Raw genomic sequence first — 17,817 nt, 5'->3', positions numbered from 1 at the left:
ATAAACAGCAGAATATGTTAAAAGCTGATATCATACAGGAAGCCATTCAGATGGTAGATCTGAAAGGACAATATCTGAAGATCAAATCAGATGTAGATAAAGCCATCCAGGAGTGCATAGATACTACTGCCTTTATTAACGGTCCACAGGTAAGTGCTTTTGCCACCAAACTGCAACAGTACCTGGACGTGGAAAAAGTAGTGACCTGCGGTAACGGTACAGATGCATTACAGATCGCTCTGATGACCCTCGGTCTTGAACCGGGTGATGAAGTGATCGTACCTGCATTCACCTATGTAGCCACCGCAGAGGTAATTGGTCTCTTACGACTGACACCTGTTATGGTAGAAGTAAACCCGCAGACTTTCACCGTTGATCCGGCTGAAATCGAAAAGGCCATCACGCCAAAGACCAAAGCCATCGTGCCGGTACATATTTATGGACAATGCGCCGATATGGATGCTATCATGGCCATTGCGGAAAAACATGGTCTGCATGTGATAGAAGACACGGCCCAGGCTATCGGTGCAGAGTATATCCACGCAGATGGCAGTCGCAGTAAAGCAGGTACTATCGGCACATTCGGTTGTACTTCCTTTTTCCCTTCAAAGAATCTGGGATGCTACGGAGACGGCGGCGCCATGTTCACCAATGATCCTGCACTGGCAGAAAAGGCGCATATGATCGCCAACCACGGACAAAAGAAACGATACTATCATACGTATATCGGCTGTAACTCCCGGCTGGATACTATCCAGGCAGCAGTACTGGGTGTGAAACTGGACTACCTGGATGATTATAACGAAGCCAGGAACAAGGCCGCTAACTTCTATGATGCTTTACTGGCAGACGTGGAAGGACTGATACTGCCTTATAGAAATCCATCCTCCACACACGTCTTTCATCAGTATACCATGCGTGTGAAAGAGGGCAGGAGAGATGAATTGCAGGCTTATCTGAAAAGCAATGGTATTCCATCCATGATTTATTACCCGGTGCCTTTGCATCAGCAGGAAGCTTTCAAAGGTGTCGGAAGAAGGATTGGTACGCTGGAACTGACAGAACAGTTGTGCAGCGATATCCTGTCTTTACCGATGCACACCGAACTGACAGATGAAGTACAGCTGACAATTAGCAATACGATAAAGGACTTTTTTAAACGATAAATTATCAGATGGGATTTTTTTCACACGAAACAGCCGTTATCGATGAAGGCTGTGAAATCGGAGACGGTACAAAGATCTGGCATTTCTCGCACGTGATGCCGAATTGTAAGATAGGAGAGAACTGTAACATCGGACAGAATGTAGTGGTTTCTCCGCATGTCGTATTGGGCAGAAACGTCAAAGTGCAGAACAATGTATCGATCTACGAAGGCGTCATCTGTGAAGATGATGTTTTTCTGGGGCCTTCCATGGTCTTCACCAACGTGATCAACCCCAGGAGTGCTATTGTTCGCAAATCAGAGTTCCGTAAGACACACGTCGGCAAAGGCGCTTCTGTAGGAGCCAACGCCACGATCGTATGCGGACATGATATCGGTGAATATGCTTTCATTGGAGCTGGTGCAGTGGTTACAAAGACAGTATTACCCTATGCACTGGTGGTAGGTAATCCGGCGAGACAGGTCGGCTGGATCAGCGAATACGGTCACCGGCTCGCTTTTAATGAGCAAAGTATTGCGGTCTGCCCGGAAAGCGGACAACAATATGAGCTAGTCAACAATGCCATAAAAAGGATAAAATAAAATGAGTGACAAAGTAAAATTTGCCGTAATCGGCTGTGGTCACATCGGCAAGCGACATGCAGAGATGATCTTCCGGAATGAGGAAGCTGAACTCGTCGCTTTAGTCGATAACAGTCCCAGACACACGCTGGGCATCGAGAAGTATCAGGTCCCATTTTTCTCCTCACTGGACGATCTGCTGTACTCTGAAGTAGCAGAAGGTCTCGATGTAATCAACATAGCCACCCCCAATGGCTATCATGCCAGACAGGCACTGCAATGTCTGGAAGCTAAAAAGAACATCGTCGTTGAAAAACCAATGGCGCTGAACAAGAAAGATGCAGAAAGTGTCATCTTCAAAGCCCTGCATGTACACAAGCACCTGTTTGCCGTAATGCAGAACCGTTACTCCCCGCCAACAGTTTGGATGAAACAGGTCATCGAACAGGGCGTACTGGGTAAAATCTACATGGTACAGATCAACTGTTACTGGAACAGGGATTCCCGCTATTATACGCCAAACAACTGGCATGGTACGAAAGAACTGGATGGCGGTACGCTGTTCACACAGTTCTCCCACTTCATCGATATCATGTACTGGCTGTTCGGAGACATCGAGAACATCAAAGCCAAATGCGCCAACTTCAGTCACAGAGGTGTGATCGATTTTGAAGACAGTGGTTTTGTGAACTTCAACTTTGTCAACGGTGGCATGGGATCGCTGAACTATTCCACTTCCATCTGGAATGAGAACCTGGAAAGTTCACTGACGGTGATCGCAGAAAAAGGTTCCATCAAGATTGGTGGTCAGTACATGGATAAAGTCGAGATCTGTAAGGTCAGAGACTATACCATGCCTACTTTACCGCCAACTAATCCGGGTAATGACTATGGTTCCTATAAAGGTTCTGCTGCCAATCACCATTACATCATCGAAAACGTGGTGGACGTGATGAAGGAGAGAGCTGCTATTACAACCAATGCGCTGGAAGGGTTGAAGGTAGTGGATATCATCGAGCGGATCTATGCCGCAGCGCAGCAATGCTAACAGGGTGTTAAAAACAAAAAGGACTTGAAAAGTGTGTCATTAAACGGTTATATATCCCGGGTCAGGAATTCGGTTTTTTTAAGGAATGTCTCTACACTGGCAGCAGGCACTGTATTGAGTCAGCTGATCATTTTCGGAGCTTCTCCTTTTCTGACAAGGATCTATAGCCCGGTAGATTTTGGTGTACTGGCGCTGTTTACCAGCGTCAGTATGCTGGCTGCCATCCTCAGTACCGGCAGGTATGAGCTGGCAATCGGCTTGCCTGAACAGGATGATGAAGCCATTAATGTAGTTGCGCTGACCGTGTTGAATTCATTCATCATGGCGCTGTTTTACGTCCTGCTGATTCTTGTATTAAGACAGAGCAGCTGGTCCGTATTACAATCATCCTCGCTGCTGCATCAGCCAGTCATATTCCTGGTGCCGGTCTACACCTTTATGACAGCCGCTTTTTCATCGCAGACCTACTGGAATCAACGGCGGAAGTCTTACAAGGAGATTTCCACCTCATTAGTGACACAGGCAGTCGTAGCTACCGCCATCAACATCATCCTGGGGCTTATCGGTTTAAGTGCCTGGGGCCTGATAGCGGGATTGCTGATGGGACAGCTGGGCGCCAATTTATTTCTGCTGGTGAAAATGATCCGGGAAAATAGTTTCCGGGGAGTAAAAGCCGCCAGGATCAAAGAAGTAGCCATACGCTTTGTCAACTTTCCGAAGTTCATGACATTCTCGGGCGTATTGCTCACCACTTCTCAACAGGTCGTGCCGATTATCTTTTCATTCCTTTTCAATGCGGTAGTAGTAGGTTTCTTTTCCCTGGCCAACAGGATGCTGCGGGTGCCCAATATCGTACTGACCACCTCCATCGGGAATGTGTTCAGGAACGATGCGATCGACAGCATCCGGGACAAGGGGAGTTGCGACCAGCTGTTTAAGGCGACGCTGCGTAAGCTGACCTTACTGTCGGTGCCTATTTACCTCGTGCTCTGGATCGTATCGCCTTTTTTGTTCGTGATCTTCTTTGGCAAAGACTGGGAGTCTTCCGGTTATTTCGCCAGGATCATCTGTATCATGCTGGCGCTTGATTTCATTGCAACGCCATTGAGCACTTTGTTCAATGTGATCGGCCGGCAGAAGGCATATATGCGCCTGCAACTGTGTAATACGGTGATCGGTGTCGGGGCATTATGGGCAGGTGCGAAGTTCTTTAACGACGCGTATATGTCTATCAGCCTGTTTACACTCAGTAACTGTGTGTTCAGCCTGGTAAGCATCTACATCACTTATCAGTACTCTAAAGAGCAATATAAAATCTGATCGCGCTATGGCGTTCTACATCTACGGTATCATATTATCTTTTGTAATCCTCGCTTATATTAAAGCGGGGGTCAGATTTTCTTTGTTTAATATCTACTTCGGATTGTTCTTACTCTTTTACGGTCCGGCATTCTTTATCTACAATGCTTCAGAGAAACTCTTTGAAAAGAATTATGCCATTACTTCCGTGAATATGCTCAGCTGTTTCGTTGTCGGATTCTTCGTCGGGAAGTTTTTATTCCGGGAAGTAAAAGGCAAAAAGCGCGTTGCACGCACAAATTATAATAACTGGACAGATTATCTGCCGGAAGAGAATGTGAAAATAAAACAGGGTCTGCTTTATTTTCTGCTGCTGCTCAGTGCCGCGATAATCGTTACCGGTCTCTTTTTTTATGGTGGTATCTCATCGCTGTTCACGTTGTTAAGCAATCCGTTGGCGGATGCAGAACTGGTCAAACAGTTACGGCAGGATTCGGGTGTCTCGGGATGGATCGCTCCGTTCTACGTGTATACAACTTCCGGTATTGGAAGGTTGCTGGCTTTCGTTTTTATTGGCCTGGCATTACGAAAGAAAAGTCCATTACAAGTCTTTGCCGCTTTTGCCTTTGCAATACTGCTGAGTATTTCTTATCTGGCCAATATGAGTAAGTCGTCTTTTATTGTGTTTTATTGCCAGCTCTTGTTTTTCATGATGCTGTTCTTTAACATCCGTATCAACTTTCGCAAGTCCCTGCTGTATGTTTCGCTCATTATTCCGTTGCTGATAGGCGTTTACCTGGTAGCGACAAACGCAGGTGATGCCGGTACGGCCCTGGATCTGATCGGGCATAGGATCTTTGTAGAACCAATTCGCGTATTACAGCTTTATCCCAAGTATTATCCGGATATCCTGCCATTTGCAAACGGAATGAATATCCGCCTGGTGCATGATTTCTTTTCGTCTGATAATTATGTGCCGGCACACGTGGCAGTTACCGGCGGACTGGAACACGCCTCCTTTAATGCGATGTTTATTGCAGATGCGTATGTAGACTTCTCCTATTTCGGCGTAGTGATACAATCCATCTTTGTAGGCTATCTGCTGTCGTACCTCGACTTCCTGTTATACCGCAAGAATAATTACCTGCAGAAAGCACTGATGTCGGCACTGTTGATCGGGATCTTTTCCATGATCAATTCGGGGCTGATTACGTCGCTGATAGGATTTGGTCTTGTTACGTTGCCGATACTGGCTTATTTCCTGCGCGACAGACGACGTCGCAGGATTTATATAGGCCCGTCTGACGTTGAATATACCGAACAGTTTAAAGTTATATAATGAAGATCGTTACCATTTTAGGGGCCAGACCGCAGTTCGTAAAGGCCGCCGTTGTGAGCAGGGAAATACTGAAAAATGCGGGTATCCGGGAAGTGATCATCCACACGGGCCAACATTATGATAAAAATATGTCGGATATCTTTTTTGAAGAAATGGAGATACCGTCGCCTGATTATAATCTGAACATAAATGGTTTGTCGCATGGCGCTATGACAGGTGAAATGCTGAAAGGGATCGAAAGCATCCTGCTCAGTGAAAAACCTGATTATGTGATGGTCTACGGTGATACAAATTCCACCATTGCCGGTGCGCTGGCAGCTAAAAAGATCCATATAAAAGTAGCGCATGTAGAAGCAGGTCTCCGCAGTTTCAATATCCGGATGCCGGAAGAGGTCAACCGGATACTGACAGACAGGATCTCTGATAAGTTGTACTGTCCGACGCAGACAGCCGTCGATAATCTCCTGCGGGAAGGCTATGCAGCACTGGACGGACAGATCCATAAAACCGGCGATGTGATGCTGGACGCAGCATTGTTCTATTCGCGGAAAGCAAAAGAAAAATCGGCCATCATAGACACACTCGGACTGGACAAATTTATACTCTGCACCATTCATCGTGCAGAAAATACCGATGATCTTGACAGATTACGATCCATCGTAAATGCTATTAACGAGATAGCCGGTAGTATCCGGGTTGTGGTACCCATTCACCCACGTACCCGGAATATACTGGCAAAGCATGATATCTCCGTCAACTTTGATATGATAGATCCGGTGGGATATTTTGATATGCTGAATCTGATCACGCATTGTAGTCTGGTCATGACAGACAGTGGCGGATTACAGAAAGAAGCCTTCTACTTTAAAAAGAACTGTGTAACACTCCGGGATGAAACGGAATGGGTGGAGCTGATAGACAATGGATTTGCGGTATGCGTAGGCAGCGATACCTGTAAAATCCTGGAAGCCTATCATGGTCTGTTACACAAAGACAATGACTTTTCCCTCGACCTGTATGGTAAAGGAGACGCTTCCGAAAAGATCGTAGCCGGATTATTTAACTAATTATTAAGTCACATAATACTGAACATATGAGGATCGTACACTTATGCAATTACTTCCAGCCGGAACTTGGCTACCAGGAATATTTTTTAGCAATTGAACATGCCAAGATGGGTCACGAAGTAACGGTGGTGACCTCCGAGCGATATTTCCCTTTCCCGGACTATGAGAATACGACAAAGCCGGTATTGGGCAACAGGATACATGAGCCAGGTGAATATGATTTAGAGGGTTACCGGGTGATCAAACTGCCTGTCGCATTCGAAGTCAGCAAGCGCGTATGGCTGAAAGGACTTGAAAGGGTACTGAGAAGACTCAGACCGGACCTGGTGGTGTGTCATGGTATCGGCAATTTCAATGCCCTCCGCGTATCAAGCTGGAAGAAAAGCATGGGCTTTAAACTGCTGGTGGATGACCACATGCTGATGTCGGAAGTGAACCGTTCCATCCTCGGAAAACTCTACTATAAGACCTTTAATTTCCAGAAAGTATATAAAAGTGCAGACCGGATCGTCGGTGTAGCAGATGAGTGCGTACAGTATATTGTCGACTTCTACCGTTACCCGAAATCCAGGGTAGAAATGATACCGCTGGGTGCAGATACAAACCTCTTCCGTTTTGAAAAGGAACAGGCGGCTGCCTTCAGAGAGCGTAACGGCATAGATCCAGACGCGATCGTCATTACCTACACCGGTAAACATACCTTCAAAAAGGCACCGCATTATACACTGATAGCGCTGGATCAGCTGAGGGACAAGCTTGGGGATAAAAAGATCGTGGCGCTATATGTAGGCAATATGGAGGCTAATTACAGGGAAGAGCTGGAATTGCACGCCGCTAAGGTGGCAGACAGGGTTAAGGTCATCATGCTGCCTGCCGTAACCAATAAAGAGCTGGTTGCCATCTATTCCGCCAGTGATATCGCTTCCTGGCCAAGACAGGGCTCTATGTCCATGATTGAGGCCTGTAGTTGTGGCGTACCCATCGTTTGCTGCGACTTCCTGACGGAGCGCTATAAGAACAATAATGGTATTGCCATCAGGGAAGATAACATGCAGGATCTCATTAATGCCTATGATCTCCTGATCAATAACGAAGCGGAAAGAAAAGCAATGGGTCAGCGTAGCAGGGAGCTCATCATGAATGAGATGTCCTGGAAAAGTATTGCAGAGCGCTATCTGGAATAGGCCTCAAACTTGCATTGGTAAGATGATATCTTTTTATTCTCGAATTAAATGATAATATCATGACTATCAGGATCCTGCAAGTGGCGTTTTGGCTGTTTTTCTCTCTTGTATGCGCCTCAGACGCCAGTAAGGTATACGCATTATCCGTCTACAAACCTGTGGCTATCGACGTCAGGGCACTTGGCGCCAAAGGCGACGGTACAACAGATGATAGTAAAGCGATTCAGCAGGCATTGAATCAGGCAGCAACGGCAAGTGACAAGATCGTGTCATTCCCCGCAGGGCAGTACCTGATCAGCCAGACGCTCCGGACGGCTGCTGCAGGTACACGGATGGTCTTCGCGAAAGGAGCATCACTCAAACTGGCCAATAATACCAATGGCGGTATCCTTATTCTGAATGATAACTGTAGTGTTGAAAACGCCACCTTGCAGGGAAATGGTCAGTCGGCCCCCGACCTGTATAAAGGCTACGGTATCGCCTTATCAGCGGTATCCAACAGTACCGTCAAGAACTGCATATTTACCGGTATCAGTGGCTTCAATATATTTCTGAACAGGAATGGTAATAAAGGATGTAACAAATGCGTGATTACAGGTAATACCATCAAATCGCCTGCATTATCACTCCCTAAAGGGTATGATGGCAGCGGTATCATGATCGGGTATTCCGGAACAGGCTATGCACATACAGACAATGAAGTCAGTAACAATACGATTGACGGCGCACAGACACTGGGACATGGTATTGCCGTCATGACCCATGGCTCCGGCAATAAGATCATTGGTAACACTATCAGTAATTGTCTGCGTTACGGGATCATTTCCTACGAGACCAGTTATGAAGATTCCACTTTATTCACGACTGCTATCATCAACAACACGGTCAGCAATATCGGCGCAAAAGACGGTACTACCAATAACATGGGAATGGGTATTTATGTCATGAAAACGCATGGCGCGATCGTGAAAGGGAATAAAGTGAGCAATACACTGATCAATTCAGATAATACGGAAACGCTGGGAAGGGGCGCTATTACAGTCAGTGGGGGCGTAGGTTGCACGGTTGAGAATAATACGATTACCAATTCCGGTAGGTATGGTATTGTGTGCATTTATGGCTTCAATACGTCCATCAGGAATAACAAGATACTCGGCGTAAAAGAATCGGGTATTTACATGCGGAATACCAATGGAAATGTGATCGAAGGCAATGAATTCAGGGATATCGCTAAACTGGCCATCCGCGGACAATTTGGTAATACCGGCAGACCCGCTTATTCCTCCAATGGTTTCCTGAAACGGTTCAGAAATATACCGACAGGCGAAAATATTCGTATTGCCAACAATAAATTTTATGGTACATCTACCAATGTCATCAACCTGGTAGGGGAAGATGATAAAACAAGCCAGGGATATAATAATCAGCTGAAAGACCTGGATATACAGGATAATCAGCTGATAGGGAATAAGAATACGATAGACAATTCCATCAAAGTATCAAATGTGGCGCCCGGTGGCAGCAGGATCATGAGGAACCGGAATAATTAGGAGCAGCGCAACGCCACGTATGAAAAACACATTAACTGACAATGAAATTATTCATTAATGCTGCAAACCTGAGATTCGGCGGTGGCAGGACCGTCGGGTTCAATATTATCAACTATTATTCATCACATCCTGCCGTATCATCGATGATCGTAACCGTACCGGCAGGCTGCGGTTATGAAAGATTCGCGGCCAACAAAAAAGTGAAACTGCTGATATATGATAAGATATACAATCACGCTGTATTGAAGATCATATCCAATTACCTGTTGCTGCCCTTGCGGGTCGCATTTACTGAGACCGACTTTGTTCTGAGTCTGGGCAATATCGCCATCCCCACAAGAAAGACGCAGTTTCTCCTGATACACCAGGCTTATGTGGCTTACCCGGAAAGTATTGTATGGAAAAGGATCAGGAAAAACGACAAACCTTTCTACCGGTATATCATGAATACGCTCCGGCTGATAAGGACTAATCTGCACTTCGCATCTATGCTGGGTGTACAGACGGAGTCCATGCGTTCACGTATGAGCCGTTTGTATAAATTTCCGGAAGAACGTATCGTCGTAATCCCGAATGCGGTCTCTTATACCAGTGGTATTGCACCGCCGCGAAGAAGAAGTGAGTCGGAAAAGGAAATTAAACTGCTTTTTATTGCCAAGTACTATCCGCATAAGAACTACGAGATATTATACGAAACAGGGAGACTGATCGCTGAAAGGAAATTGCCTATTAAGATCACGGTAACGATAGACCGCTCAGAAAATGAGGGTAGCAGGCGTTTCCTGGACACGATAGAAAAAATGGGATTGAGCCATATTATCGTCAATCATGGCAACGTTCCGCTGGAAGAGCTGGGGAGCGTGTACGCCACACAGGATGGACTGTTTCTGCCTACATTGCTGGAATCGTTCTCAGGATCTTACATTGAGGCTATGCACTTCCGCAAACTGATATTCACCAGTGATATGGACTTTGCTCATGAGGTGTGTCTTGACTCTGCTTACTACTTCGACCCCCATAATGCGGAAGATATTGTCAATAAGATTATGGACGCATTCAACGACCCCAATACAATGGATTATAAACTATGCCGCGGACAGGAGATACTGGAAAGTTCCAAGACCTGGGATGATATCGGAAAATTCATCGATGATAAATTTTTGAACTTAGCTAAATAACTACTCATGTTTAAAGATAAATGCCTGCTTATTACCGGTGGTACAGGTTCCTTCGGAAACGCTGTACTCAAAAGGTTTTTACATACAGATATCAGGGAAATCAGAATCTTCAGCCGTGATGAGAAAAAGCAGGACGATATGCGTAACCTGCTACGTAGCGATAAGGTGAAATTCTTTATGGGAGATGTCCGCGACTTCCGTAGTATCGATAATGCCATGGATGGTGTAGATTATGTATTCCATGCCGCTGCTTTGAAACAGGTACCTTCCTGTGAGTTCTATCCCATGGAGGCCGTGCGTACAAATGTACTGGGTACGGAGAATGTGGTAGAGGCAGCCATCAAACATAAAATAGAAAAGCTGATCTGTCTGGGTACAGACAAGGCAGTTTATCCCATCAACGCCATGGGTATTTCCAAAGCGATGATGGAAAAGGTGGCGATTTCTAAAGCCAGATTACACAACAAACCATTGATCACCTGTACCCGATACGGTAACGTAATGGCCAGCAGAGGTTCGGTGATTCCGTTGTTTATTTCGCAGATCAAGGCAGGCTTGCCATTAACCATTACCGATCCGAAAATGACACGTTTTATGATGTCATTGGATAATGCGGTGGAACTGGTACTCTTTGCCTATAAGAACGCTAATCCGGGTGATATCTTCGTACAGAAGGCGCCAGCATCTACCATCGGTCAGCTGGCCCGTGTGCTGATAGAACTGTTTGAATCCAGGAGTGAGATCAATGTGATCGGTACCCGTCACGGAGAAAAACTCTATGAGACATTACTGACCCGTGAAGAGTTTGGCAAGGCGGAAGATATGGGTGAATTTTATCGTATCGCTGCGGATGACAGGGATCTTAATTATGCGAAATATTTCTCCGAAGGAAATGAGCGCATAGCAGAGGCGCAGGACTATCATTCACACAATACATACCGTCTCTCAGACGAAGAACTGCGCGCTATGCTGCTGAAACTCGATTATGTACAGGAACAATTAAGTAATAGCCATGTCGGAGAAGGTGAATTATATAAAGGGTAATCAGTTCAGCGACCATCGGGGTTCGCTGCAATTTGTAAATGACTTCACCTTTCCGGATGTACAACGTTTTTACCAGATCACCCATCCGGATGCAGCGGTTATCCGTGCCTGGCAGGGGCACAAGATAGAAGAGAAGTTCTTTTATGTGGTGAAAGGACGCTTTGTGATCGCCTGGGTAGAAGTGGACGACTGGGAGCAGCCTTCATCCGATCTGCCGGCGGAACATGTTATACTTGAAGAAGGAACGCCGGCAGTGTTACACATCCCTGCCGGTTATGCCAATGGTATTAAAGCATTGGAACCGGGATCCGTACTGATGGTCTATTCAAATCTTAACCTGGAAGCATCTGCCGCTGACCGCTGGTCATTTGATCAGCACTTATGGTTTGACTGGCAGCAGGCAACTGCTCATATCACTACTGCATGAAAAGAATCGGTATTACAGGACAGTATGGATTTATCGGAAGCTATCTGTTCAACAGGATCAGTCTGCGGAAAGAAGAATTTGCACTGGTCCCTTTTAAACGGGAATATTTCGACAATGCCGGTGAACTGTCCGGTTGGGTGTCCCAATGCGACGTAATCGTTCACCTGGCAGCCATGAACCGTCATCCTGATCCGCAGGTGGTACATGATACCAATGTGGAACTGACCGCAAAACTGCTTGAAGCACTGAAATCGACACAGGCGGCTCCTCACGTGATCTTTTCTTCTTCCACACAGGAGGAACGGGAGAATCCCTACGGGCAATCAAAAAGGCAGGGCAGGGAGTTGCTGCGCGAATGGGCGGCGGAGATCCATGCACCGTTTACAGGGATGGTCATTCCTAACGTATTCGGGCCCTTTGGGAAGCCTTTTTACAATTCGGTGGTTGCTACCTTCTGTCACCAGTTATGTACCGGAGAACAGCCGCATATTGATAACGACGGACAGCTGAAACTGATCTATGTCGATGAACTGGCTGATCATATTATTGCTGCCATCAGAGAGGCTAAAAATGACCCTTTATGGCTGGTGCCGCATACTACGGAATGTTATGTCAGCGAGATACTGGAAAAGCTGGAATCTTACCGTGATCTTTACCTGGAAGAGGGGATCTTCCCCGCATTACCGGATAAGTTCAGCATACAGCTGTTCAATACCTTCCGCAGCTTTATTGATCATGCGTCCTATTTTCCTTATAAACTAAAGCAACATGCCGATAACAGGGGCGTATTCGTAGAAATGGTCAAACTCCAGCAGGGCGGACAGGTATCGTTTTCAACGACGGTACCGGAGATTACCCGGGGCAACCATTTTCATACCCGGAAGATTGAACGTTTCCTGGTCATCAAAGGCAAGGCGCTGATAGAGCTGCGGCAATACAATACGGATAAGGTACTAAGCTTTGAGCTCGATGGCGATACGCCTTCTTATGTGGACATGCCGGTATGGTATACCCATAACATCAAAAACATAGGCGCAGAAGAGCTATATACCGTATTCTGGATCAATGAGTTTTTTGATCCGCAGGACCCCGATACCTATTTCGAAGTCGTTTAAAAAGCATCGCGTATAAACCAGTTATGAGTAACACAATGAAGAAACTGAAAGTACTGACTGTTGTAGGAACCCGCCCGGAAATTATACGTTTGGCCAGAGTGCTGGCGAAACTGGATGAATCTGAAGCTATCGAACATGTGCTGGTGCATACGGGACAAAATTATGATTATGAGCTGAATCAGATCTTCTTTGAAGACCTGGGACTGCGTAAACCTGATCACTTCCTGGAAGCGGCAGGAAAGACTGCCACGGAAACAATCGGGCAGATCCTCATTAAGATCGATCCGGTACTGGAAGCAGAACAGCCGGATGCTTTTCTTGTACTGGGAGATACGAACAGCTGTCTTTGTGCTATCCCGGCCAAGAAAAGAAGGATCCCGATTTTTCATATGGAAGCGGGAAACCGCTGTTTTGATCAACGCGTACCGGAAGAGACAAACCGGAAGATCGTAGATCATATCAGCGATATCAACCTGACTTATTCCGATATCGCAAGAGAGTATCTGCTCCGGGAAGGATTGCCGCCGGACAGGGTGATAAAAACAGGTAGTCCGATGTACGAAGTGCTGCATCATTATCTGCCTAAAGTAAAACAATCAGGGATACTGACCACCCTGGAGTTGCAGGAACAACAATACTTTGTGGTGTCTGCACACAGGGAAGAGAATATTAATTCAGACAGGAATTTCGATCACCTGGTGACGACGTTAAATGGTATTGCAAAGCAGTTTGGTCAACCGGTGATCGTCTCTGCCCATCCGCGCACCAGGAAGATGATTGATGCAAAGGGCGTGACTTTTGATCCTTTGGTAAGATTGATGAAACCCATGGGACTGAGTGATTATATCGCTTTGCAGTTACATGCAAAAGCGGTGTTGTCAGACAGTGGCACGATATCCGAAGAGTCGTCTATCCTGAATTTTCCCGCGTTGAACATCCGGGAAGCGCATGAACGTCCGGAAGCAATGGAAGAGGCTTCTGTGATGATGGTGGGACTGAATCCGGAGCGGATTATGCAGGGACTGGTAGAGCTGGCGTCACAGCGAAGAGGGACGGAACGCACCTTGCGGGAAGTGGGGGATTACAGCATGCCGAATGTATCAGATAAAGTGGTGAGAATTATTCTGTCTTATACTGATTATGTAAACAGGGTTGTATGGAGCAAAAATCAGTGATATGACCAGGGAGAAAACATTTTGGGTGGTAACGGAATTGTTTTTCCCGGAGGAGACCTCGACTGCTTATATCATGACCAAGATCAGTGAGCAGGTAGCGGGGAAACGAAAGGTACATGTGCTTTGCGGACCGGCTGCTTATCAGCAGTCTAAGATAATGGCAGATGCCCAGCGATTAGAGAATATCGAGATTACCCGGGTAAAGGCGGGCAATCTCAATAAGGATAAACTTTTACAAAGGGCCTTGCGGCTGGTGCTGATCAGTCTGCGCCTGGCTTTTGCCTTATTTCGCAAGGCGAAGAGGGGAGATGATGTATTGCTGGTAACGAATCCGGCGCCGCTTTTACTGCTGGCGGCACGTATCTGTCGCTGGAAGGGGCTGCGTTGTTATACCATCGTACATGATGTTTTTCCGGAGAACCTGGTGGTAGCGAAGCTGGTAAAACCAGGGAGTCTGCCTTACCGGTTCCTGAAAAGCATATTTAACGCCGCATACAGTCGTATGACGGTGTTATTGGTGTTGGGAAGGGATATGAAGGCACTTTTTGAAGAAAAGATGGCTAAATATTCGTATCGGCCATTGATTCATATCATTGAGAACTGGGCGGATATCGAGATTATCAGTCCGCAGGATAAAATGGGCAACGGGCTTGTACAAGACCTGCACATCGGCGAAAAGATCATCTTTCAGTTCGCCGGCAATCTGGGGCGTGTACAGGGCTTACAGGAGCTATTTGCCATTATCAGAGAGGTGCGGAACCCTTTGCTGCATTTTATGTTTATCGGGGAGGGCGCTTCGAAAAAAGAGTTACAGGCTTATGTAGAAGCGCATCAGCTGACAAATGTGAGCATACTGGATTCTTTTCCGAGAAGTAAGCAACAGCAGTTTCTGAACGCTTCGGATATTGGCATTGTGTCCTTGCAGGATGGTATGGTAGGATTGGGAGTGCCATCCAAATCATACAATATTCTGGCGGCGGGTAAACCGATTCTTTATATTGGCGACCGTAGCGGGGAAATAGGGCAGATGGTAGAAGAACATGGGGTAGGCTGGTGTTTTCAGTTGACCGACAAAGAGGGGCTGCTGCACTTCTTTAACAGCTTTTCCAAAGCGTCAGTTGCCGAGCTGGAAACGAAGGGCGCACGTGCCCGTAGCCTGGCGGTAAATGTATATTCCAAAGAGCGTATCCTGGACAAGTATGCGCAAATACTCACAGTAACATGAAAGCATCTTTGCTATTAACCGGCGCTTCCGGTTTTCTGGGCACGGAGATCCTGCATACACTACGATCTGAATACGAAGTAACAACTATAGGCCGTAATGGTCCTGAATACGGACAGACGAGTCATATGAAGATGGATCTTTCCAGGGAGAAAACAAGAGAACTGCCGGCGTGTGAGGTGGTGGTGCATTGTGCCGGGAAGGCGCATGTAGTACCCGCTTCACCAGAGGAGGCAGACGAGTTTTATAAAGTGAATTTATATGGTACGGTGCATCTGTGCGAGTCACTGGAGGCATCGGATGCCATTCCTGTTTATTTTGTGTTTATCAGTACTGTTGCGGTGTATGGCGTCGATGAAGGAGTGCTGATCAATGAACAGCATCCCTTGAATGGCGATACGCCTTATGCAAGAAGTAAGATCCAGGCAGAGCATTACCTGACGGAATGGTGTGGCCAGCGGGATGTACAGCTATTGATATTAAGGTTGCCGCTGATTGCTGGTCCGGAGCCACCAGGCAACCTGGGCGCTATGATACGCGGCATTGCTTCCGGCAGGTACCTGAGCATTGGAGATGCAGCGGCACGCAAGAGCGTTGTATGGGCCGGAGATGTAGCAGCTGTGATACCAGTAGCGATGAAGGAGGGAGGGGTGTATAATCTGACAGATGGGTATCATCCAAGTTTCAGGGAACTGGAAACCTGTATCGCGACAGCGCTAAAGAAAAAAGTTCCTTCTGCCATACCGATGGGAATGGCAAAAATGATTGCGGGTGTGGGGAATCTGTTGGGAAAGCGAGCGCCGGTAAACAGTGATAAACTACGTAAAATTACTTCCACATTGACCTTTGACGACGGGAAAGCAAGACGTGCATTCAACTGGCAGCCTTCCCGGGTTATTGATAAGTTATCGTCTGTATTATGATGTATTTAGCGACTGCTGTATTATTTTTTGTGTTATTACCTGTTTATTTCAGAATAGCGGACAGGTATAATATCATTGACAAACCCAACGAGCGGAGTTCGCATAAGAACGTCACAATCCGGGGCGGAGGGATTGTGTTTATCATGGCGGCACTGGTAGTGCTATGTACGCATTTTACCGCCTTCTGGCTGCCGGTAACAGGCATTCTGGTTATCGGACTGATAAGTTTCCTGGATGACATTTATACGCTGCCCAATAAGGTGCGGCTGTTGTTTCATATGGTGGCGGTTACGCTGTTGTTTTTGTACCTGCAGGTGATGTCATTGTCTGTATTGGTGATCATTCCATTGTATATACTGGTGATCGGTATTATTAATGCGTACAATTTTATGGATGGCATCAATGGTATTACGGGACTGTATAGTCTGGTGATATTAGGAGGTCTGCAATATGTAAATGTATACCAGGTATCGTTTATTGAAGCGGATATGATATGGATCCCGATGATTGCCTGTGTGGTCTTTTTGTTTTTTAATTTCCGCGTAAAGGCAGTTTGTTTTGCAGGCGATGTGGGCAGTGTGACGATTGCCTTCTGGATTGTGGCATTGTTGCTGGACCTGATCCTAACTACAGGCAACTGGATGTATATATTGTTTCTTGCTGTGTATGGAGTAGATTCTATTCTTACAATCGTGCACAGATTAATTTTGCAACAAAACATTTTCAGGGCACACCGGCTGCATTTCTATCAGATACTGGCGAACGAACAAAAAGTCCCTCACCTGGTCATATCAACTGTTTATGCTGCGTTACAGGCATTGATTATTGTACTGGTGTTGCACATGCCTTTAAATATAGATCGGATGTGGCTGGAAGGCATACTGATACTGTTGCCCTTGGTGACGACCTATATTATTTTAAAAGGACGGCTGATGCAACCACGTTTAAACGGAAAATAAATGGATAACTGTCTTATTTATGGCACGGGAGGACATGCATTGACAGTAGAATCGCTGGCGGTGAAAAATAATTATGAGGTTGCTGCTTTCTTTGATGATAATGCGAATATCGATCACACATACAGACAAAAGGCGGTCGTGCCGTATGATGTTGGATGGTTGCCTGATTGTCCGCTGGTCGTTGCAGTCGGTAATAACGCAGTAAGAAAAAAAATTGTTTCATTTGTAGCACATAAATATTGTACATTTATTGACAACGCCGCTTTTATCACCCATGATGTGCGTATCGGAGAAGGTACAGTAGTAATGCCTGGCGCGATTGTACAGGCAGGCGTAAATATCGGACGGCATGTTATCCTCAACATCGGTTGTGCCGTAGATCATGAAGCTTCAATCGGCGATTTTGCACATATTGGCCCCAGATGTTATATCGGTGGTGGAGCGGTTATCGGTGAAGGTGTTACGATTGGCGCCGGCGCTGTAGTTATGAGAAACGTTAAAATTGAAGACTGGACGAATATTCCTCCCCTCAGTGTTATTACCTGACATAGCCATTATTAC

The 17,817-nt window shown here is 46.2% G+C and carries 17 protein-coding genes; all 17 read left to right on the top strand.

Features of this window, described 5'->3' with window-relative positions:
• Positions 1 to 14: 14 nt before the first annotated feature.
• From CPIN_RS23615 to CPIN_RS23535, 17 genes are read left to right on the top strand one after another with little or no spacing between them, the layout of a single operon-like run.
• Complete coding sequence (locus tag CPIN_RS23615) at positions 15 to 1,166, top strand: DegT/DnrJ/EryC1/StrS family aminotransferase (protein ID WP_012792365.1); 1,152 nt, start codon at positions 15 to 17, stop codon at positions 1,164 to 1,166.
• An 8-nt stretch (positions 1,167 to 1,174) separates the two neighbouring features.
• Entirely contained in the window at positions 1,175 to 1,747 is a 573-nt protein-coding gene (locus CPIN_RS23610; RefSeq protein ID WP_012792364.1) for an acyltransferase, read from the top strand.
• Between the two features lies 1 nt (position 1,748).
• Positions 1,749 to 2,774, top strand: a complete 1,026-nt coding sequence (locus CPIN_RS23605; RefSeq protein WP_012792363.1) for a Gfo/Idh/MocA family protein — start codon at positions 1,749 to 1,751, stop codon at positions 2,772 to 2,774.
• A 33-nt stretch (positions 2,775 to 2,807) separates the two neighbouring features.
• On the top strand, positions 2,808 to 4,094 hold the full coding sequence (locus CPIN_RS23600; protein WP_245552139.1) for an oligosaccharide flippase family protein: 1,287 nt from the start codon (positions 2,808 to 2,810) through the stop codon (positions 4,092 to 4,094).
• A gap of 7 nt (positions 4,095 to 4,101) precedes the next feature.
• The gene (locus tag CPIN_RS23595) at positions 4,102 to 5,412 is read left to right on the top strand and encodes an O-antigen polymerase (RefSeq protein WP_012792361.1); all 1,311 of its coding nucleotides are present in this window, start codon (positions 4,102 to 4,104) and stop codon (positions 5,410 to 5,412) included.
• Positions 5,412 to 6,479: a non-hydrolyzing UDP-N-acetylglucosamine 2-epimerase gene (wecB, locus tag CPIN_RS23590; RefSeq protein WP_012792360.1), complete on the top strand. Its 1,068-nt coding sequence runs from the start codon at positions 5,412 to 5,414 to the stop codon at positions 6,477 to 6,479. The genes CPIN_RS23595 and wecB (CPIN_RS23590) overlap by 1 nt, the downstream gene beginning before the upstream one ends.
• Before the next feature lie 26 nt (positions 6,480 to 6,505).
• Entirely contained in the window at positions 6,506 to 7,663 is a 1,158-nt protein-coding gene (locus CPIN_RS23585) for a glycosyltransferase family 4 protein (protein WP_012792359.1), read from the top strand.
• Positions 7,664 to 7,722: 59 nt separating this feature from the next.
• On the top strand, positions 7,723 to 9,213 hold the full coding sequence (locus tag CPIN_RS23580) for a right-handed parallel beta-helix repeat-containing protein (protein ID WP_012792358.1): 1,491 nt from the start codon (positions 7,723 to 7,725) through the stop codon (positions 9,211 to 9,213).
• A 41-nt stretch (positions 9,214 to 9,254) separates the two neighbouring features.
• Positions 9,255 to 10,391 carry a glycosyltransferase gene (locus CPIN_RS23575; RefSeq protein WP_012792357.1) on the top strand — a complete coding sequence of 379 codons (1,137 nt, stop codon included), beginning with the start codon at positions 9,255 to 9,257 and terminating at the stop codon, positions 10,389 to 10,391.
• Positions 10,392 to 10,397: 6 nt separating this feature from the next.
• Positions 10,398 to 11,435 (top strand): polysaccharide biosynthesis protein, encoded by a 1,038-nt coding sequence (locus tag CPIN_RS23570; RefSeq protein WP_012792356.1) that lies wholly within the window; start codon positions 10,398 to 10,400, stop codon positions 11,433 to 11,435.
• Positions 11,404 to 11,862 carry a cupin domain-containing protein gene (locus CPIN_RS23565; RefSeq protein ID WP_012792355.1) on the top strand — a complete coding sequence of 153 codons (459 nt, stop codon included), beginning with the start codon at positions 11,404 to 11,406 and terminating at the stop codon, positions 11,860 to 11,862. The genes CPIN_RS23570 and CPIN_RS23565 overlap by 32 nt, the downstream gene beginning before the upstream one ends.
• Positions 11,859 to 12,977, top strand: a complete 1,119-nt coding sequence (locus CPIN_RS23560) for a polysaccharide biosynthesis C-terminal domain-containing protein (RefSeq protein ID WP_012792354.1) — start codon at positions 11,859 to 11,861, stop codon at positions 12,975 to 12,977. The genes CPIN_RS23565 and CPIN_RS23560 overlap by 4 nt, the downstream gene beginning before the upstream one ends.
• Before the next feature lie 23 nt (positions 12,978 to 13,000).
• A complete protein-coding gene (gene wecB / locus CPIN_RS23555; RefSeq protein WP_012792353.1) occupies positions 13,001 to 14,152 on the top strand; it encodes a non-hydrolyzing UDP-N-acetylglucosamine 2-epimerase in 1,152 nt (383 codons plus the stop codon).
• A 1-nt stretch (position 14,153) separates the two neighbouring features.
• Positions 14,154 to 15,377, top strand: coding sequence for a glycosyltransferase family 4 protein (locus tag CPIN_RS23550; protein ID WP_012792352.1), 1,224 nt, complete (start codon positions 14,154 to 14,156; stop codon positions 15,375 to 15,377).
• Positions 15,374 to 16,297, top strand: coding sequence for an NAD-dependent epimerase/dehydratase family protein (locus CPIN_RS23545; protein WP_012792351.1), 924 nt, complete (start codon positions 15,374 to 15,376; stop codon positions 16,295 to 16,297). Before CPIN_RS23550 ends, CPIN_RS23545 begins: the two co-directional genes overlap by 4 nt.
• Complete coding sequence (locus tag CPIN_RS23540) at positions 16,294 to 17,256, top strand: MraY family glycosyltransferase (protein ID WP_012792350.1); 963 nt, start codon at positions 16,294 to 16,296, stop codon at positions 17,254 to 17,256. The genes CPIN_RS23545 and CPIN_RS23540 overlap by 4 nt, the downstream gene beginning before the upstream one ends.
• Positions 17,257 to 17,802: an acetyltransferase gene (locus tag CPIN_RS23535; RefSeq protein ID WP_012792349.1), complete on the top strand. Its 546-nt coding sequence runs from the start codon at positions 17,257 to 17,259 to the stop codon at positions 17,800 to 17,802.
• Positions 17,803 to 17,817 lie beyond the last annotated feature (15 nt).

Origin of the sequence: Chitinophaga pinensis DSM 2588 (genome assembly GCF_000024005.1) — a bacterium.
Lineage (GTDB): Bacteria > Bacteroidota > Bacteroidia > Chitinophagales > Chitinophagaceae > Chitinophaga > Chitinophaga pinensis.
This window is presented reverse-complemented; position numbering and strand designations above follow the sequence as displayed.